Here is a 19,914-nt window from a genome sequence, read left to right as displayed (position 1 = left end):
CGTCTCGAAATTAGAGTCACTGGAAATAACACGGAACTCATATGCCAAAGTCTCCCCGAGAAACATGCCTACTTTCTCTTTCTGACGTTGCACGTTATCACGGTTTGCAATTTTCGGTTGAGCGGTTGGATCGTGAATACACGCAAGATGAAGGCGAAGAACCTGCCAAATTTCTAATTCGTATAGGTAACGAGATCGGTCTTCGCCTGGAACGTGCATCTCTCACCTGGGATGAGTTGTGCACCCTGCCGCCAACCCATCCGGTGCTGGCCCGCCTCGACAACGACAATTGGGTGGTCGTCCTCGGCGTCGCCGCGGTCGCCGGCGAGGAAACCGAGCCTCCAGCCCTGGTGCTCGATCCCCTGGCGGTGGGGGAAGACGTCCTGCGGGTTCCTGGGTCCCGATTCTGCGAACGGTGGAAGGGCGAGGCGCTGCTCGTCACGCGCGCCGCCGAGGCCCCAGTGCAGCCTGGCTTTGGCTTTACCTGGTTCCTGCCCGAGCTGTTTCGCCAGCGCCGGCTGTTCGGCGAGGTCGCGCTCGCCGCCCTATTCCTCTGCCTGCTCGGCCTCGCCGTGCCAATCTTCTTCCAGATCGTCATTGACAAGGTGCTGGTCCACCAGAGCTACGCGACGCTGCAGGTGCTGCTGGTCGGCGTCATGCTGGCATTGATGTTCGACGCGCTGTTCGGGTTCCTGCGACGCTACCTGCTGATCTACGCGACGAACCGCATCGATATCCGCATCGCCACGCGCACCTTCGCCCATCTACTGCGCCTGCCGATCGACTTCTTCGAGCGCATGCCCGCCGGCGTGGTGGTGCGCCACCTGCAACAGGCCTCACGCGTGCGGGAATTCCTGACCGGCCGGATGTTCCTCACGCTGCTCGACAGCATGACGCTGATCGTCTTCCTTCCCATCCTGTTTCTCTACAGCGCCCGACTGGCCTGCGTCGTACTTGGCTTCGCGGTCATCGCAGCGCTGGTGATCGCGGCGCTGTCGGGTCCGTTCCGCCGCCGGCTGGCCGCCCTGCATCGGGCGGAGGGCGAACGCCAGGCGCTGCTCGTCGAGAGCGTGCACGGCATGCGCACGCTGAAATCCCTGGCCATGGAACCGCGCCAGTTGCACGCCTGGAACACGCGTTCGGCCGGCGCGGTGCAGATGCGCCACGAGGTGGAGAAGGTCTCGGCCTTCGCGCAATCGGCGACCGGCCTGCTCGAGAAGGCGATGATGGTGGCGATCGTCGGCTTCGGCGCGCTGCTCGTCTTCGACGGCAAGATGAGCATCGGCGCGCTGGTCGCCTTCAACATGCTGGCCGGCCGCGTCTCGGGCCCACTGCTTCAACTGGTCGCGATGGTCCATGAATACCAGGACGTCGCCATGTCGGTGCGCATGCTCGGCGAGGTGATGGGTGCCGAGACTGAGCGTGCCGGTCGCGGCCAGGGCATCACGCCGCCGATCGAGGGCGCGGTGGAATTCGAGGGTGTCACCTTCCGCTATCCGACCAGCGCGGCGCCGGCGCTCGACAATGTTTCCTTCAAGGTGCCGGTCGGCGGGGTGCTTGGCATCGTTGGCCGCAGCGGTTCGGGCAAGTCGACGCTGACGCGATTGCTCCAGGGCCTGCACAGCGCCCAGGAGGGGGTGTTGCGCATCGACGGGCACGATGTCCGCGAGTTCGACCTGACGCATCTGCGACAATCAACCGGCATCGTGTTGCAGGAGAACTTCCTGTTTCGTGGCACGGTGCGCCAGAACATCGCGGCACCGCGCCCCGATGCGCGCCCCGAGGAGATCGCCGAGGCCGCCCGGATGGCGGGGGCGGATGAATTCATCGAACGCCTGCCGCGCGGCTTCGACACGGACATCGAGGAAGGCGGGCAGAATCTCTCCGGCGGCCAGCGCCAGCGCCTGGCGATCGCGCGCGCGCTCATCACGCGCCCGCGCATCCTGATCCTGGATGAAGCGACGAGCGCGCTCGACCCTGAGAGTGAGGCGATCATCCGGCGCAATCTGCGTCGCATCGCCGAGGGGCGCACGGTGATCATCGTCTCCCATCGCCTTGCGACGCTGGTCGATTCCCAGGCAATCCTGGTGCTGGAGCGTGGCCGGGTGGTTGATATCGGGCGGCATGGAGACTTGCTGCAGCGTTGCGACAATTACCGCACGCTGTGGAACCAGCAGATGAGGCTCGTGGCATGACCCCGCCCGACCTGCGCAGCGTGGAAGGTGGCAAGGCCACGCCCCGCCCCTCCCCTGCCCCACGCCTCACGCCGGCACAGCGTGCAGCGTTCCAGCCTGAGGCGATCGCGCTCGAACAGAAGCCGCCGCGCTTCATCTCGCGCATGGTGCTCTATGCGGCGGCGGCGTTCATCGTCTCGGCCGTGGCCTGGGCCGCGCTCTCGCATGTCGATCGGGTGGTGGTGGCGACGGGGCGGCTGATCAGCACGACGCCGAACCTCGTGGTGCAGCCGCTGGAGACCTCGGTCATCCGGGAGCTCAACGTCGCGCCGGGTGACGTGGTGCGGGCCGGCGCGACGCTGGCGACGCTAGATCCGACCTTTGCCGCGGCCGATCTTGCGCAGTTGCGCGTGCGCCTCGCGGCCCGAAGCGCCCAGGTCGCGCGGCTCGAAGCGGAGCTCGAGGGGCATGACTACGCACCCGGAGCGGATGCCGATGCCGAGCAGCGCCTTCAGCAGGCGACCTTTGCGCAGCGCAGCGCCTTCCGCCGCGCGCGGCTCGCGGAATTCGATGCGCGCATCGCCTCCACCCAGGCATCCATCGTCACCAGTCGCCGCGACCAGGAGGTGCTGTCGACCCGCCTCGATGTGCTTCGGGAATTGGAGGCGATGCGTGCCCAGTTGTTGGCGACGCAGATCGGCTCACGGGTGCTGCTGCTGGAGACACGCAACAACCGCCTCGAACTCGAGGGGCGGATCGAGCATCTGCGCGCCAATCTCGATGAGCTGTCGCACGACGTGCTGCGCATCCAGGCAGAGCGGCGTGGCTTCACCGAGGACCAGCGCCAGCAGATGTTCGAGGAGCTGGTACGTGTCCGCTCCGAACGTGATGCCGCGCGCGAGGAGCTGACGAAGGCCGAGTTGCGCCGCAGCATGGTGGTGCTGACCGCGCCGACCGACGCGGTGGTGCTGGAAGTGGCCGCACGCTCCGTCGGCTCGGTGGTGCGCGAGGCGGAGGCGTTGTTCACCCTCGTGCCGCTCGATGCGGTGCTGGAGGCGGAGCTGACGATAGCCCCGGCCGATGTCGGCCGGCTCGATGTCGGGCAGAGCGTACGCGTGAAATTCGATGCCTTCCCCTATCAGGAGCACGGCACCGCCGAGGGCCATCTGCGAACCATCAGCGAGGGTGCATTCCCGCGCGAGCGCGAGAACAACGGCGAGACCGCCTATCGTGGCCGGGTTACGCTCGAGGGCGTCAACCTGCGTGGCGTGCCCTCGCCTGTCCGGCTGCTGCCGGGCATGACGCTGGTCGGCGAAGCGCAGATCGGCAGTCGCAACCTGCTTGCCTATTTTGCTTACCCACTTCTGCGCGGGCTCGACGAGAGCCTACGCGAACCCTGAAACCAGTCGCCGGAGATCGACCATGTCCAGCACGACGACAACGACCGGGACGTCCCTGTTCCCGCAGATTGGCGACCCGTTCGCCATCGGGATCTACGAGGCCGTGTCGGTGTCGGAGGTGCTCGTCAGGGACGTTGTCATCACCGCGCCGGCGGATGGCGGCACGACGACCAGCAGCGTGGAAGGCGGCACGACGACCAGCGTCGTGGATGGCGGTACGACGACCAGCGTCGTGGATGGCGGTACGACGACCAGCGGCACTGCCGTCACGCCAACGCTATCGTTCACGACGACGAGCACTGACGTCCAGACCTACGTCATCGACAGTACGGCGGCCACCTCATCCTTTTCGACGACGAACGTCGTCACGCCGAATGCCATCGTACTCGAGAACATGAAGCAGGGCACGCCGCAGAGCGTGTGGGACCTGCTGTCCGGGCCGTCCTCGGACATCGAGGGATTCACGACGGATATCAGCTACGATCTCGGGCAGACGGTCAGCTTCAAGATCAATACGGATTCCAGCAACTATCGCGTGGAAATCTACCGCCTTGGCTATTATGGCGGCGACGGTGCCCGGCTGGTGGACACGATCAACCACGAGGCGGCCAGCGCCACCTTGCAGCCCACACCGCTGCGCGATCTGGACACAGGCCTGGTCGATGCGGGCAACTGGTCCGTCACCGATACATGGTCCATGACGAGCGACGCCGTCTCGGGCATCTACATCGCCAAGCTGGTACGCGAGGACGGCACCTTCGGGGAGAACCACATCCCCTTCATTGTCCGCGACAGCACCTCGACGTCCGACATCGTTTTCCAGACATCCGACAGCACTTGGCAGGCCTATAATGGTTGGGGCGGCGCCAATCTGTATGGCGGCAACGGTCCGGGTGGCGACAGCGCGCCGGGGCGCGCCTATGCGGTTAGCTACAATCGGCCGATCACCACGCGCGAAGGCGGCGGATACGCTGCCGGGGCGCAGGACTTCATCTTCGGCGCCGAGTATTCCGCGGTGCGCTGGCTGGAGGCGAATGGCTATGACGTCTCCTACATCTCGAGCGTCGATACCGCGCGCTACGGCGAGAACCTGCTGAACCACCAGGTGTTCCTCGACGTCGGTCATGACGAGTACTGGTCGGGCGAGCAGCGCGCCAATGTCGAGGCCGCGCGCGACGCCGGGGTGAACCTCGCCTTCCTCAGCGGCAACGCGATGTATTGGAAGACGCGTTGGGAAGCCTCGATCGATGGCAGCGAGACCGACTATCGGACCATGGTCTCCTACAAGGAGACGCGGGCGGGGACTAAGATCGACCCGAGCGCCGAATGGACCGGCACTTGGCGCGACCTCAGCTACGACCCCGCGGCAGGCGGACAGACGCCGGAGAACGCGCTGCAGGGCACGCAGTTCCAGGTCGACAGCTACAGGCTCGACACCATCGAGATCCCGTACGACATGACTCAGCTCCGCTTCTGGCGGAACACGGCGGTGGCGGAAACGGCCGCCGGCGAGACCGCCCAGCTCGTGCAGAATCTTCTCGGCTACGAATGGGACATCGCGCCGGATAATTCCTTCACGCCGGACGGCCTGATTAGGCTGTCGAGTTCCACACTGGCGGTGAACACGCTGCTCTACGACTACGGCACGTCCGTCGGCCCCGGCATCGCGACGCACAACCTGACCCTCTACAGGGCGGAGAGCGGTGCGCTCGTATTCGGCGCAGGCACGGTCTATTGGTCGTGGGGGCTGGATGCCAACCACGACCTAGAGTCGACGCCGACGGATGCCAGTGTCCAGCAGGCGATGGTCAACCTGTTCGCCGATATGGGTGTGCAGGCGCAGACGCTGCAGGCCGACCTGCTGCCGGCGACGGCCTCGATCGACTTCACGGCGCCGACATCGACCATCAACGCCGTCACCGGCACTGTGGCCGAAGGGCAGCGCGTCACGCTCAGTGGCAACATGGTCGACATTGGCGGTCGTGTCGCGGGGGTCGAAGTCTCGACCGATGGCGGTACGTCCTGGTGGGCGGCCGCGTTCGATACCGCAGCCGGAACCTGGTCGTATACCTGGACCGCGCCAGCGGCGGGCAGCTACGAGCTTGCCGCCCGCGCGGTCGATGACAGCCTCAACATGGGCTATGCCAGCGCACCGCTGACGGTGACGGTAGCCGAGGCGAGCCATGTCAGCCTGTTCAGCCTGACCGACACGCCGCCACCGCTGCCGGAGAACTGGGACCCGTCGCAGGCTGCAGTCTGCTGCAATATATGTGTCGTGCACGTCTTCGGCCCAGCCGAAGTCGGCGTGAAGTTCAGTTCCGAACGCAGCGGAACCGTCTCCTCCGTCCGCTTCTATAAGGATGATCGCAACACCGGCACGCATGTCGGCAAGCTGTGGTCGGCGGACGGCACGCTGCTCGCCACCGCGACCTTCATCAACGAGACGGGATCCGGCTGGCAGCAGGTCAACTTCGCTCAACCCATCACGATCGCGGCGGGGACGGTCTACATCGCCTCCTACAGCACGACGGCGGGCATCTACCTCGCCTCCCACGGTACCTATTTCGCTGAATCCCACACCAGCGGCCCACTGACCGCGTTGGCGAGCGACTGGAATACCGGCCCGAACGGCGTCATCGGTGAGGCCGGTTCATTCCCGATCGGCCAGGTACAGTCGTCGATGAACTACTGGGTTGACGTGGTGTTCGATCCCGCGACGGTCGTCGGCAACACAGGACCCACCGCCGCGGCGGATGGCGGGCTGACGACGGACCGGGACAGCACTCTCGTCATCTCGGCGACGGCGCTGCTCGCCAATGATACCGATCCGAACGGGGATCCGCTGTCGATCGTCGGCGTCTCCGGGGCGACCAACGGCACGGTCGCGTGGGATTACTATCGGCAGATCATCACCTTCACGCCTGGCGCAGGCTTCGTCGGGACGGCGAACTTCACCTACACCGTGACTGACGGTCGCGGCGCGACCTCGCAGGCGGTCGCCAGCATCGATGTCGAGGAACCGCCACTACGCTTCAGCCTGTTTGCCGCCACCGCGACACCGGAGTTCAAGTCCGTCGCCGATGCATCGCCCGTTGAACTGGGCGTTCGCTTCGTGTCCTCGACCAACGGAAGCATCAGCGGCATCCGCTTCTACAAGGGTTCGTTGAACACGGGCGTGCATACGGCAAACCTATGGAGCGCCGAGGGCGCGTTGCTGGCGACGGCGACATTCAGCGCCGAAACAGCAAGCGGCTGGCAGCAGGTGAGCTTCTCGAACGCTGTCAATATTACTGCCGGCCAAACCTATGTGGCGAGCTACCACACCACCTCCGGCATGTACTCCGCGACCCCGGGATTCTTCAACGAAAGCTACAGCGCGGGCGTGCTGTCGGTAGCAGGCGGCGGCAGCGGCCTCTATGCTTACGGTGTCGCCGGCAGTTTCCCGACCCAGACTTACAGCGGGACCAACTACTGGGTGGATGTGACCTTCGAACCCGCGATCAGCGTGAATGTTGATCCGGTTGCGGTGGCGGATACCGGCCTCGTCGTGGCGCGGAACGTGCCGCTGGGAATCGCTGCCGTCACCCTACTGGGCAACGACACTGACGCAAATGCAGATGTGCTGACCATTACAGGTGTCTCGGGCGCGACCAATGGAACGGTCGCCTACGATCCGCAAACGGGCATCATCACTTTCACACCGGACAGCGGCTATACGGGACCCGCCGGCTTCGCCTACGCTATCTCGGATGGGCGGGGCGGCACGGCCGAAACCACTGTCTCGATGCAGGTGGTGGACCTCGGCGAGATCAGCACGCTGTTCCAGCCAGGAGCGGTCCCGGCCGTCGCGTCAGCCGCCGATCCCAATCCGATCGAATTGGGTATGCGGTTCAGCGTGACCCAGAACGGAAGCATCGCAGGCATCCGCTTCTATAAGGGGGTGCAGAATACTGGCACGCATGTCGGCAACCTCTGGTCCGCGGAAGGCACGCTTCTAGCCACGGCCACATTTGCGCAAGAAAGCGCGAGCGGATGGCAGCAGGTACTATTTGCGCAACCCGTCAACTTGGTGACCGGCCAGACCTACATCGCATCCTATCACACTGATTCCGGATACTATTCTGTCACTCCGGGCTTCTTCAACGCGAGCTACAGCCAAGGCGTCATCACCGCCACGGGTGGATCGAATGGCGTCTATGCCTACGGCAGTGGCGGCTTCCCCACGCAGACCTACAACGCATCGAACTACTGGGTGGACGTGGTCTTCTCGAGCGGCAATGCCAGCCCGACCGCCGTGGGAGAAAGCGGCCTGATCGTCCAGGGTAACACCCCACTCGTGATCTCCCTCGCCTCACTGCTGGCCAATGACAGTGATCCCAATGGCGATGCGCTGGCGATCACCGGCATTTCAGGCGTGGCCGGCGGCACCGCGGTGTTCGATGCGCTGGGTGGGACCATCACCTTCACGGCCGATGCCGGCTATATCGGCGCGGCGTCCTTCACCTACACCGTTGGCGACAGCACTGGCGCAACCTCGCAGGCGGTTGCCAGCATGGATGTTGTCGAGACCGGCAGCAATCAGCGCCTTTTCAGTGCCTTCGAAGCGCCCGCCACGACGGCGACGGCGGATCCAAGTGCTGTCGAGCTTGGCGTTCAATTCACTGCGGATGTTGGCGGCCTCATCACCGGGATCCGCTTCTACAAAGGCGCGCAGAACACCGGCACGCATGTGGGAAGCCTGTGGACGGGAAGCGGTACGTTGCTCGCGACCGCGACCTTCACCAATGAGACGGCAAGCGGCTGGCAGCAGGTGGACTTTGCCGAACCGGTCAATATCGCGGCAGGGCAAACCTATGTCGCGTCCTACCACACGACGACCGGCAATTATGCGGCAACCTCGGCCTACTTCACGGGTGGCCATGACAACGGCGTGCTGTCCGCCTCGAATGGCCTCTATACCTACGGTGCCGGCGGCGTCATGCCCAACCAGAGTTGGAACGCGACCAACTATTGGGTGGATGTCGTCATGGACGCCCGCAACCGTAACCCGACGGCCACCGCCGACGGTGGCTTCACGCTTGCCCAGGGCGCTTCACTGGTCATCCCGGTCGCGACGTTGCTTGCCAACGACCAGGATGCGGATGGAGACGCATTCACGCTGACCGGCGTATCCGCGGCGAGTGGTGGCACGGTTGCCTACGACGCCCAGGCTCAGACCGTCACCTTCACGGCCGATGCGGGCCATTCCGGCCCGGCCGGCTTCACCTACGGGATCACCGATGCCCGCGGCGGGACGGCGGAGGCCGCCGTGGCGCTGAATGTGCAGGCTCCTGCGACGACAGACAGTCTGTTCGCCAGTGGCCAACTGCCCGCCGTGCTCGCGGTCAACGATCCGAGCTCAATCGAACTCGGCGTCCGCTTCAGCGCGGACCAGGCCGGCAGCATCACGGGCATCCGCTACTACAAGAGCGAACAGAATACCGGCACGCACACCGGCAGCCTGTGGACCGCGACCGGCACGCTGCTCGCCACCGCGACCTTCACCAATGAGACGGCGAGCGGCTGGCAGCAGGTGGACTTCGCTGCGCCCGTGTCGATTGCGGCGAATACGGACTATGTCGCGTCCTACCATACGGATACGGGCTTCTATGCCGCCTCCGGGGCATTCTTCACCCAACCCTACGAAAGCGGGCCGTTGAATGCGCCGGCCGGCAACAATGGGCTCTATGCCTATGGGGCCAGCCAATTCCCGACCGGGTCGTGGAACTCCACCAATTACTGGGTGGATGTGGCCTATCAGGGCCAGCTCGCGGCGTGAGGCAGCGAGTGGAGCCCGGGCTGATCCCAGCGGGTCGGCCCGGGAGCTGGTCAGCTTGCATAATACTTGCCGCAAATGCTCGCCAGGCGCGATGATGAGACCTGTCTCACCGCGCCATCCCGAGGCAGGACCCATGTTCCGTGCACGTGACCATCAAGGACCAGATGATGCATCCTGAAATCTTCTCCGACGGCATTGGCGAGATCACCGTCAGCGGCTCCATCGTTCGCGTCGACTTCACCAGCCTGTCGCCCACGGAACGGAACCCCGACAATACGCCGCGCGCCGTCCTGCGTCAGCGGGTGGTCATGTCGGTCGAGGGCTTCGCGAATTCGGTGGAAGTCATGCAGAAGGCCCTGCACGGCCTGATCGACGCGGGGGTCGTCCGTCGGTCAGAAGCGGCACCGGCGACGAATGCCGAGCGTCGCAGCCCGACCTCACCCAATTTCCGTTAGGGCGTCATTCGCTCCGCGAGGGCGGATCGATGCCCCCGTGGCCCTTCGTGCCCGCGGCACGCGGTGAGTGAGAATGACAGGCTCAGCGAAGATGCGCGCCGTATAGGTGTTTGAGCGGTTCCACGATCGACGGAACCGCTCCAGTGGCGCGAGCGGCCGCCGGCGCCAGCAACGTGCCGGGGCAGACTCCTATTCGCGACGCCTTACAGGTCGAAGCGTCGGGCTGGGTTGCCGACCATGACCGCTCCGGCCGGCACGTCCCGGAGCACCACCGCGCCCATGCCGATCAGGGCACCCTCACCGACCACGATGCCCGGCCGCAGCACTGCCCCCGAGCCGACATACGTGAGCGCGCCGAGCCGCACGCCTCCGGCCAGCGTCACCCTGGGGGCGAGCGTGGCACCGACACCGATGACCGCGTCATGGCCGATCGTGACTTGCGCGCCAAGCCAGACATGTTCGGCGATCGAGACCCGCCCGGAGACGGTGCTGCCCGGCCCAATGCACACGCCGCAGCCTAGCGTCGCTCGCTGGGATACGGCCGTCAGCGGATGCACTAGGGTTGCGAAGCGCGCAGCATCGATCTTGAGGGTCGCCAGGATATCTGACTTCCGGCGATGAGACCGCTCGCTCGCGATCGCATTCACGAAGTACCCGCCATCCAACAGGCCACCCGGCGCGGCCATGGCCGCGGCCTCCGACAGCCGCCCGAGTATTGGTAGTCCCGCGAAATCCGACCCGGTAGCGCTTGCATCGTCGAAAACGCCAACGATTTCCCACCCGGCGTCAAGCGCATCGACAATGTCGAGGATATCGAGCGCATTGCCCGACGCCCCAAGCACGGCGATGCGCCTGCGATTAATGCTCAATGTCGTATGACCTCGCCAAGCGCGGAGACCACCTGGTCCTGTTCCGCGTCGGTCATCTGCGGAAAGAGCGGCAACAATATCGTGCGGTCCTGTGCCGCCTCGGAGACCGGGAGCGGGAATCGTGCCTTGCCGGCATAGGGCGTCTCGCGGTGGATGCACATGATGCCTCGCCGCGTCGAGACGCCGCGATCGAGCATGCCTTGCATCACGCCGCGCTGATCGGCGAATTCCGGCAGCCGTATCGCGAAGGACTGCCAGTTGGACCGCGCGCGATTGGGCTCGGAGGGCGAGGCGACTTCAGGCACCGAAGCGGCGAGACGTTCACGGTAGCGTTCGGCCAATGCCCGCCTGCGTGAGATGATTTCCGGCAGGCGCTTGAGCTGCTCGATCCCGACGGCGGCCTGGATATCGGTCAGCCGGTAGTTGAACGCTTCCGATTCGTAGCTCTCGAAGATCACCTGTGGGCTGCCGTGGCGCACGGTATCGGGCACCGACATGCCGTGCTGACGGAGCAGCCGGAAGCGGGCGTCGAGTGACGGATCCCGGGTGGTGAGCACGCCGCCATCGCCGACCGTGACGACCTTGCGCGGATGGAGGGAGAAGCAAGCGACGTCGCCGGCGGGGTCGCCAACCTTGCGCCAGGCGCTCTCGAACAGCATCTCGGAGCCAAGCGCGCAGGCGGCATCCTCGACCACCGGAAGCTGATGCGCGCGCGCGACCGCCATGATCGCGTCCATGTCGCAGGGCATGCCGATCTGATGGACGCACAGGATCGCACTGGTCTTCGGCGTGATCGCAGCCTCGATCAGGGACGCGTCCATGTCGAACCCGACTGGTTCGATATCGATGAAGACCGGTTGGGCGTTGCATTGCCGGATCGCATTCGCGCAGGCGATGAAGGTGTGGCTGACGGTGATGACCTCGTCGCCCGCCTTCACGCCAACGGCCAGCAGGGCCAGATGCAGGGCCGTGGTGCAGTTCGACACGGCGCAGGCATGGGACGCACCGGTGACCGCGGCGAACGCCGCCTCGAATTCGGTAACGCGGGGGCCCTGGGTGAGCCAGCCGGAGCGGATCACATCCGCCGCCGCCTTGGCTTCCTCCTCACCTATCAGCGGTTTGGTGATGGGGATCATGCGGCTGCTCCTGCCGGCACGGTCTGGTCGCGCCACCAGTCGATCAGTTCGGCGATACCCTCCCTCAACGGATGACGCGCGGTGAACCCGATCAACTCCTGCGCCTTGGATACGCCGGCGAGACGCCGCGGCACCGGGTTTACCGAGCGTGCCTCCTGGTGCACGGGCACGAGTTCCGGCCGGCCCATGATGGAAGCGAGCATATGGGCGAGATCGAGCAGGGACGTTTCCGTCCCGCTACCGACATTGAGCGCGACGTCGCTGACCGGCGCCACAGCCGAAAGGATATTCGCGCGGGCCACGTCGCGCACATGGATCATGTCCATGGTCTGCAGGCCGTCGCCAAATACGATCGGCGCTTCCCCGCGAGACAGTCGCTCCATCCAGCGCACCAGCACTTCCGTGTAGCGGCCGTGGATATCCATGCGCGGGCCATAGACGTTGAAGTACCGCAACGCGACGTAGTTGAAGCCATACATGTCGTTGAACGAGCGCAACACGCCCTCGTTGAAGGCCTTGGCGGCGCCGTACAGGGTCCGGTTGTTGTACGGATGCTGTTCCTCGGTGGTCGGGAACTGATCCGCCATGCCGTACACCGACGCCGTGGACGCGGCGACCATCTTGCGGATCCCGGCGGCATGGCAAAGCTCGATCAAGTCATAGGTCGCGTTGACCATCACCTCCAGAGCCGTACGCGGTTCCTGCGCGCATTGCGTGATCCGCAGCGCCGCCTGGTGAAACACCGTGTCGCAGCCGTCGACCAGACCCTTCATCAGCCCATGGTCGCGGATATCGCCTTCGATCAGCCGGACGCGGTTGCTGCGCAGTGCCAGGGCAAGATTGTCGCGCCGGCCGCGCACCATGTTGTCGACGACGCGCACTTCCGCCGCACCCGCGGCAAGAAGCAGCTCGACAATGTGCGAACCCACGAAACCGGCCCCACCGGTAACGAGGCAGGTCGTGCCGGCGAGCACGCCGGCCGGATCAAGATCGTCCATTTGCTCACGCGGCATGGCTATTGACCGATGAATGTTCGAGGAGTTGCCCGATCGTGGCGCAGATGTGCTTCTGCTGCTCCGGGGTCAACTCGGGGAAAATGGGGAGCGACAGACAGTCCAGCGCCAATGCCTCGGCGACGGGGAAGCTGCCGGGGCCGTTGCCAAGCGCGGCATAGGCCGGCTGCAGATGGACCGGCCGCGGATAGTGCAGACCCGTCGCGACACCCGCATCCAGCAGCCCCTTGGCCAGACGGTCGCGCTCGGGATGCCTGATGGCATAGACATGCCACACATGCTCCTGCGCCACGGCCTTTGCCGGGCGCGTCAGTGGCAGTCCGGCGAGCAAGTCATCATACAGCGCCGCCACCTGGCGCCGCCGCTCGGTCCAGCGCGACAGATGACCGAGCTTCACGGACAGGATTGCGCCTTGAATGCCATCCATCCGGTAGTTGAAGGCGTGCTCGACATGGTTGTAGCGACCCTCCTGCCCCCAGTCGCGCAGCTTGTGCATGCGTGCGGCGAGGTCCGGCTGGTCGGTCACGGCGCCTCCGCCTTCACCGCAGGCGCCGAGATTCTTGCCGGGGTAGAAGCTGAAGCAACCGATGTCGCCGATCGTACCGGCACCCCTGCCCCGCCAGGTTGCGCCATGGGCCTGCGCTGCATCCTCGATGACGCGCAGGCCATGCTTTTCGGCAATAGCCATGATCGCGTCCATGTCCGCCATGCGGCCATGGAGATGCACGGGGATGATGGCCCGGGTGCGCGCGGTCACGGCGCGTTCCACCGCCGCCGGATCGATGTTCCAGGTGACGGGGTCCACGTCGGCGAGCACCGGTGTCGCGCCCGCGTAGCGGATAGCCGCGACGGTCGCGACGAAGGTCATGGCGGGGGCGATCACCTCGTCGCCGGGCCCGATTCCCAGAGCCAGCAGCGCAAGGTGCAGGGCCGAGGTGCCGGAGTTCATGGCAATCGCCTCGCGTGCCCCGCAGTACTCCGCGAACTTCTTCTCGAACGCGTCGACCTGCGGGCCGGAGACATAGGCGCCGCTTGCCAGCGTGCTCAGAACGGCAGCGTCAAGCTCCGTCTTGATGCCAGCATATTGCGCGCGGAGGTCGAGCAGCGGGATCATGAGGCCATCCTTACAGGGCAGATGTCGATGGGTTGGCCGCGCTGACGCAGCGAGAGCATTGCGGCCTCAAGTGTCTCGACGACGCTCAGTCCGCTCTGGCCGGAGGTGATCGGCTCGCGGCCATGCGTGACGCAGTCGACGAAGTGCTCCATTTCGGTGAGGAGCGCTTCCTTCACCGAGAGCTGGGGTGCCCACATATCGCCACTGCGATAGGATATGCGCGCGGCGACGGCTTCCGGCGCGTCGCCGAGGGTGACGCCGCGGTCATAGACCTTGACCTTCTCGCTGGGCTCGAGATCGTTCCAGACGATCATTTTCTTGCTGCCGCCGATCAGCGTCTGGCGCACCTTGACCGGTGCCAACCAGTTGACGTTCAGATAGGCGACGGTGCCGGAGGGATAGAACAGGCTGAGATGGGCCATGTTCTCTTGCCGGCCGCGGATATGACCGGCGCCACTGGCGGAAACCGCAATAGGCTTTTCCTGCAGCAGATAATCGAGAATCGAGAGATCGTGCACGGCGAGATCCCAAATCACGTTCACATCGTGCTGGAACAAGCCGAGATTCACGCGTGTGCTGTCATAATAATAGACATCACCAAGATCGCCCGCGCGAATGATCTCGCCGATCTTCTGCACCGCGCTGGTGTAGACGAAGGTGTGGTCCACCATGAGGGTCAGGTTGCGGCGCGCGGCATCTTCGATGAGGCGCCGCGCATCATCGGAGGAAGCGGCGATGGGCTTCTCGACGATGACGTGCTTGCCTGCCCGCAGGGCTGCGGCCGCGATCTCGTAATGCGTCGCGACAGGGGTTGCGATCAACACGGCATCAACCGACGTATCGTCAATCAGGCTGCGCACGTCCTGATGCAGTGTGGCGCCAGGGTAGCGTTTGCCAGCACGGGCCAGCGCGGCGGCGGAGAAGTCGGCGATACCGGCCAGCCGGCAGCCATCCGTCTCCGCGACGCTGCGCGCCAGATTTGGCCCCCAATAGCCATAGCCGATGACACCGATATTGATCATGGCGTCGTCATTCCTGTTGCTGGAGTGGATAGAGGCTCTCACGCTCACGAACATCGCTGACGACCTTTGCCGGGACCCCGGCGACGATCGCGTAGTCAGGCACGTCGCGTGTCACCACCGCGCCCGCACCAACGAGGGCGAAGCGTCCGACGGTGACACCGCAGATGATGGTTGCGTTGGAGCCGATGGAGGCGCCGTGGCAGATGCGCGTCGGCACCACCCTCCAATCGGCTTCTGTCTTCAACGCGCCTTCGGGCGTGGTGGAGCGCGGGAACAGCTCGTTCGTGAACATCACTCCGTGGCCGATGAAGACCTCGTCCTCGATCGTTACCCCCTCGCAGAGGAAGGAATGGGAGGAGATCTTGCAGCGGGCGCCGACAGCGCTGTTCTTCTGGATCTCGACGAAGGGCCCAACCTTCGTTCCCGAACCGATCGAGCAACCGTAAAGATTCACCAGATCGGGGTGAGTGATGACGGTGTCGTCGCCGAGCTGGACGTTGTTGAGTGGCATGCCACGAAGCATGTACGTTTGGATCGCTCAGAGCAACAGTAAACATGCGACATTGATACAATTTTCAGCTTTATTGCGACTTAAGGGACAAAGTTCATTACGGATTGCAAGCTTTGTATGCGGCACAATTACTTCTTTCGATAAGACCTAGTCCAGCAACCATTTCGGGTGGATCGAGCGCCCATCGCTACCGTTGCGTGCTGCACCCGCAATCCGACCTACCATTGCCCTGCGGCTTGGCGCCGGACTTCTCGCATCACGAACACCACGACGCACGGATCGTGCAGGCTCGACCCACGCGATCTCGCGTTCACGGCGTTTGCCTCCAACAGTCGAACCACATCGGCGCGGGATGATGAGCCAAAGAGCAGAGATTGCCGCTGCGCTATCACGGCGTTGCCGATATCGTTGTAATGGCAGGCGCGAAGAACGAGCGGGCATCACTGTCGCCGCCGAGACTGCATCGCCTCCGCCGCAGAGACCTAGAGCCCATCCGGAAAGAGGTTGAGTCGATTGAATCGGCTCTGATTCGCTGTGCCGGTGGACGATTCGCGGGGGCAGGCGGATGGCGTGGACATCGGAACATCGACGTGCGGCGGACCGGCGTGGACTGCGCTATTCGTCGGACCTGACGGATGGCGAATGGGCGCTGGTGGTGCCGCTGATGCGCCCGGCCAAGCGCGGCGGCAGACGGCGCACAGTGGATGTGCGCGAAGTGAGCTGGTCCCCGAGATTCGGACAGGTAGTTAAGCTCGGTTCGCCCACGAGAAGGACGGATCCGGATGACGGGCAAGCGAACGCGGTATTCGGCGGAATTCAAGGCGAAAGTGGCGCTGGAGGCGCTGCGTGATGAGCTGACGGCGGCGCAGCTGTCAGCGAAGCACGGCATCCACCAGACGATGGTCGGCGAATGGAAGCGCCAGGCCACGGAAGGGCTGGCTGCGGTGTTTTCGGCGAAATCCGCGGCGACGGAGACGGCAAAGGCGGTCGAGGCGGACGTCGAGAAGCTGCACGCGAAGATCGGGAAGTTGCTGGTGGAACAGGATTTTTTGGCCAAGGCGTCCGGTCGATGAGCATCGAACGGAGGCGTCAGATGGTCGAGCCTGAGCATCCGCGGCTGTCGATCGTGCGGCAGTGCGAGCTGGTGTCAATCAGCCGCTCGGGGTTCTATCACCTCTCCTCGGGGGAGACGGCGCTGAACCTGGCGCTGATGCGGTTGGTGGATGCGCAGTTCCTGGAGACGCCGTGGTATGGCTCGCGGCAGATGGTGCGTCATCTGCGCCGTGAAGGGTACAGTGTCGGGCGCAAGCGGGTTCGGCGGCTGATGGCCAGGATGGGGCTGGCACCGATCTAACAGCGGCCGCGCACGACGGTGCCGCATCCCCAGCATCGGGTGTGGCCCTACCTGTTGCTGGACCTTTTAGTGGACCGACCGAACCAAGTCTGGTGTGCCGACATCACGTACATCCCGATGCGACGCGGCTTTCTGTACCTGGTGGCGGTGATGGACTGGGCGACGCGCAAGGTGCTGGCGTGGCAAGTGTCGAACACCATGGATGTGGAGTTCTGCCTCGAGGTGCTGGAGGAGGCATTGGCGCGGTTCGCTCGGCCGGAGATCTTCAATACGGATCAGGGCAGCCAGTTCACCTCTCCGCGGTTCACCGGCGTGCTGCAGGCGGCTGGCGTGCGCATCTCGATGGATGGCCGCGGGCGGTGGATGGACAATGTGTTCATCGAGCGGCTGTGGCGCAGCCCGAAGCACGAATGCGTCTACCTGCACGCCTTCGAGAGCGGCTCGGAACAGTGGGCCGGGCTGGTAACGTGGATCGGCTACTACAATACAGGGCGACCCCATAGCGGGATCTGCAGGCGAACCCCCGACGAGGCGTATGGGGTGGACGACGTGATGCAATTGGCGGCCTGACAACAACCAGGAGCGAGCTTAGCCAGGCCGGAAAACTGTCCAACGGTTGGGGGCCAGCTCAGGTGGCGACCAGGCAGTCGCTACCACGGTGGATCCAACGTGATTGTGTCCTCGCGTCTCGCCTTGCAGCGCCATGGGAGATGGCCCGGGAGCTCGTCATATCTGTGGCATCGCGGCTGCTTGCCCCCCGAGTGTCGCGCCACGATTGACCTGCGATCAGGAAATGCGTGTCGAAGGGGCCCGGGGATTCAGCGACCAGTTGCACCAGCGGAAATGACGCGTCCATCGCCGCGCAGTACTGTCACCGCGTCCGGGATAGTATTTCCTCTGAGAATTGCCGGCGTTGCCGTGTGGTTGGTAACGAAAACGGTGCGGTAGCGACCTTCGAGGATGAGGACGTTCCCCTCGATGCGTATCTCCGGCGTAGGCCGATCCACCCCTTCGGCGCCGATGCTGATGGCCGTGCTGCGGTTACCCGAGCGCGGTCCTTTCACTAAGCGGTTTCCGCGCAGCAAGACAGCACCACCGTTGGGCACATCGATCAGATAACTGGCCGTGCCATCGGGCCCATCCTCGATGTCGCATTCAAGGACCTCCGTACGATATGCCCGCGATTTCACGTGATGACCCTCACGCGTCGCGAGGAAGCGGGAGCGTTCGACACGGAGCAGCTCGAGCGGGCCGGCGTAGATGCCGTGTGCGCAAGCCCTCTCACAACTTCCATTGCCGATGAAAAGGCTGTCACGAACGATCAATGCACCACGTCCGATGCCAGCGTGCAGGATGCCATTCTCATTGCGAAGGAAGCGCACGCGCTCGACAGTGAGATTGACGCCCTCGGCGCGAATGCCTGCGCCATTGGCGTCGGCCGAGCGCGCGCCCGTCAAGGTCACGCCCCGCAAGACAACGTTGTTGCCCACAATGACGAACACGCCCTTACCGAGGCAGGTTCGGTTACCGATGATGACACGCTCAGGGTCATCGCCCTCAATCACGAGCCCATCGGCGCGCCAGACCGCGCAATCTTCGTAGTTTCCAGGAGCAATTCTGATGACATCTCCTGATTGGGCCACTGCGGCGGCGGCGGACGGCAGGCTCAAGGATCGGCCTGGCCCAACCTCGAGCACGCGGCTTTCTGCTCGCAGCGCGATCGGCAGCATGATGAGAAGGAAGGCGAAACTCGCAACGCGCATGGACCAACTTCCTTCGGCCGAAACACCGCTACAATACGTCGAATATTTTCGATGTCGCAATAAATCAGCGGTTTGGACGGGCGCAATTTGCTGCATGCTGCAGGCGATTTCCATGCCGGCCTTCACTGCCGAATTGAACATCGGTGCCGGATTGTGATTCCAGCAACCGAGCGAGGCAGCATCCGTCGCTCGATCCGGCGATACCGTACGGATTCTGCCGGGCGCATGCTACGATTGCGCGGTCTGGCAGGCCGACGATCTCACAATTGAGGGCAGCGGAGAAGCCACGCGCATTACGGACCGGGTTTGCGACGGCAAGGCTATCTTCGTCATCATGGGCAGCAATGTCCGCGTCCACAATCTCGCCCTCGCGCGTGCACAGCATCTCGAAGGGTATGGTGCCGCGATCCGAGCCGAAGGCAGGGACCTGTCGCTCTATCGTCTGCTCATAGAGAACAACCAGGACGGCATCTTCGCGCCAAGCGCCATGGGTGGCGTGCTGCGCATCGAGCGAAGCGTCATTCGCAACAATGGCGCGATACCGGGAAGCACACCGAGTGCCGCTGTGCGCGCACTTGGCCTGCCCGCTGAGAAGTGGCCCATCGGGAGGGCAACTTTTTCGGGCACTCTGACCGAGGAGGAAGAGTGCCATGAAGAGGAAGCGGTATTCGGAGGAGCAGATCGCCTATGTGCTGCGGCAGGCGGAGAGTGGGACGGCGGTGGAAGATATCTGCCGCAAGCTCGGGGTGTCGGAGCCGACGTTCTACCGGTGGAAGAAGCAGTTCGCCGGGATGGGCGTGGTGGAGACCCGACGGCTGAAGCGGCTGGTAGCGGACCTCACGCTCGACAAGAGCATGTTGCAGGACGTGCTTCGGCGAAAGTGGTGAGGCCCGCCGTGCGCCGCGACGTGGTGCGCCACCTGCGGGGCGCCTACGCGATCGGCGAGCGGCGGGCCTGCCATGCCACGGGGTTCCATCGGTCGTCGCAGCGCTGCTGCTCGCGGCAGGATCCGCAGACAGAGTTGCGCGTCCGGCTGCGGGACCTGGCGGCGAGCCGGGTGCGCTACGGCTACCGACGACTGCATGTGCTGCTGCGACGGGAGGGCTGGCCGGTGAACGCGAAGCGCGTGTATCGCCTGTACAGCGAGGAAGGCCTGACGATCCGGGCCAAGGTGCCGCGGCGCAAGCGGGCGTCGCGGTATTGGGTGGGGCGGCCGGGCGCGACGGCGTCAAACGAGATCTGGTCGATGGACTTCGTCGCCGACCAGTTGTTCGACGGCCGGCCG

The 19,914-nt window shown here is 64.5% G+C and carries 12 protein-coding genes and 3 pseudogenes; 7 read left to right on the top strand and 8 right to left on the bottom strand.

Features of this window, described 5'->3' with window-relative positions:
- Positions 1–41 precede the first annotated feature (41 nt).
- The 4 genes from IEY36_RS14440 (at position 42) to IEY36_RS14425 (ending at position 9,847) form a co-directional block, all read left to right on the top strand.
- Positions 42–2,195 carry a peptidase domain-containing ABC transporter gene (locus tag IEY36_RS14440; protein ID WP_188967811.1) on the top strand — a complete coding sequence of 718 codons (2,154 nt, stop codon included), beginning with the start codon at positions 42–44 and terminating at the stop codon, positions 2,193–2,195.
- Positions 2,192–3,574, top strand: a complete 1,383-nt coding sequence (locus IEY36_RS14435) for an HlyD family type I secretion periplasmic adaptor subunit (RefSeq protein WP_188967810.1) — start codon at positions 2,192–2,194, stop codon at positions 3,572–3,574. The genes IEY36_RS14440 and IEY36_RS14435 overlap by 4 nt, the downstream gene beginning before the upstream one ends.
- A 22-nt stretch (positions 3,575–3,596) precedes the next feature.
- Entirely contained in the window at positions 3,597–9,392 is a 5,796-nt protein-coding gene (locus tag IEY36_RS14430; protein WP_188967809.1) for a DUF4082 domain-containing protein, read from the top strand.
- A gap of 146 nt (positions 9,393–9,538) precedes the next feature.
- Positions 9,539–9,847 (top strand): hypothetical protein, encoded by a 309-nt coding sequence (locus tag IEY36_RS14425; protein WP_229681324.1) that lies wholly within the window; start codon positions 9,539–9,541, stop codon positions 9,845–9,847.
- 203 nt (positions 9,848–10,050) lie between these two features.
- On the opposite strand, the gene IEY36_RS14420 is transcribed toward IEY36_RS14425, so the two are convergent.
- The 6 genes from IEY36_RS14420 to IEY36_RS31105 are packed head-to-tail and all read right to left on the bottom strand — an operon-like array spanning position 10,051 to position 15,512.
- Positions 10,051–10,716 carry a NeuD/PglB/VioB family sugar acetyltransferase gene (locus IEY36_RS14420; RefSeq protein ID WP_188967808.1) on the bottom strand — a complete coding sequence of 222 codons (666 nt, stop codon included), beginning with the start codon at positions 10,714–10,716 and terminating at the stop codon, positions 10,051–10,053.
- Positions 10,713–11,852, bottom strand: a complete 1,140-nt coding sequence (locus IEY36_RS14415; RefSeq protein WP_188967807.1) for a DegT/DnrJ/EryC1/StrS family aminotransferase — start codon at positions 11,850–11,852, stop codon at positions 10,713–10,715. The genes IEY36_RS14420 and IEY36_RS14415 overlap by 4 nt, the downstream gene beginning before the upstream one ends.
- Positions 11,849–12,826, bottom strand: a complete 978-nt coding sequence (locus IEY36_RS14410) for an NAD-dependent epimerase/dehydratase family protein (protein ID WP_229681323.1) — start codon at positions 12,824–12,826, stop codon at positions 11,849–11,851. Before IEY36_RS14410 ends, IEY36_RS14415 begins: the two co-directional genes overlap by 4 nt.
- A 28-nt stretch (positions 12,827–12,854) precedes the next feature.
- The gene (locus IEY36_RS14405) at positions 12,855–13,979 is read right to left on the bottom strand and encodes a DegT/DnrJ/EryC1/StrS family aminotransferase (RefSeq protein WP_188967804.1); all 1,125 of its coding nucleotides are present in this window, start codon (positions 13,977–13,979) and stop codon (positions 12,855–12,857) included.
- Positions 13,976–15,001 (bottom strand): Gfo/Idh/MocA family protein, encoded by a 1,026-nt coding sequence (locus IEY36_RS14400; RefSeq protein WP_188967802.1) that lies wholly within the window; start codon positions 14,999–15,001, stop codon positions 13,976–13,978. The genes IEY36_RS14405 and IEY36_RS14400 overlap by 4 nt, the downstream gene beginning before the upstream one ends.
- A gap of 7 nt (positions 15,002–15,008) precedes the next feature.
- Positions 15,009–15,512, bottom strand: a complete 504-nt coding sequence (locus tag IEY36_RS31105; RefSeq protein WP_188967800.1) for an acyltransferase — start codon at positions 15,510–15,512, stop codon at positions 15,009–15,011.
- A gap of 565 nt (positions 15,513–16,077) precedes the next feature.
- Between IEY36_RS31105 and IEY36_RS14390 the strand changes: the two are divergent.
- A pseudogene (locus tag IEY36_RS14390) lies at positions 16,078–16,230 on the top strand (IS5/IS1182 family transposase); the annotation flags it as partial.
- A gap of 64 nt (positions 16,231–16,294) precedes the next feature.
- Positions 16,295–17,436 (top strand): annotated as a pseudogene (locus IEY36_RS14385) (IS3 family transposase).
- A gap of 248 nt (positions 17,437–17,684) precedes the next feature.
- Here the strand turns inward: IEY36_RS14385 and IEY36_RS14380 are convergent.
- Both IEY36_RS14380 and IEY36_RS14375 read right to left on the bottom strand, forming a co-directional pair.
- Entirely contained in the window at positions 17,685–18,743 is a 1,059-nt protein-coding gene (locus IEY36_RS14380) for a right-handed parallel beta-helix repeat-containing protein (RefSeq protein WP_188967798.1), read from the bottom strand.
- Positions 18,694–19,281 (bottom strand): hypothetical protein, encoded by a 588-nt coding sequence (locus IEY36_RS14375; RefSeq protein ID WP_188967796.1) that lies wholly within the window; start codon positions 19,279–19,281, stop codon positions 18,694–18,696. Before IEY36_RS14375 ends, IEY36_RS14380 begins: the two co-directional genes overlap by 50 nt.
- Between IEY36_RS14375 and IEY36_RS14370 the strand changes: the two are divergent.
- A pseudogene (locus tag IEY36_RS14370) lies at positions 19,280–19,914 on the top strand (transposase); the annotation flags it as partial. The gene IEY36_RS14375 and the pseudogene IEY36_RS14370 overlap by 2 nt on opposite strands.

Origin of the sequence: Neoroseomonas lacus (genome assembly GCF_014644535.1) — a bacterium.
Taxonomy (GTDB): Bacteria; Pseudomonadota; Alphaproteobacteria; order Acetobacterales; family Acetobacteraceae; genus Neoroseomonas; species Neoroseomonas lacus.
This window is presented reverse-complemented; position numbering and strand designations above follow the sequence as displayed.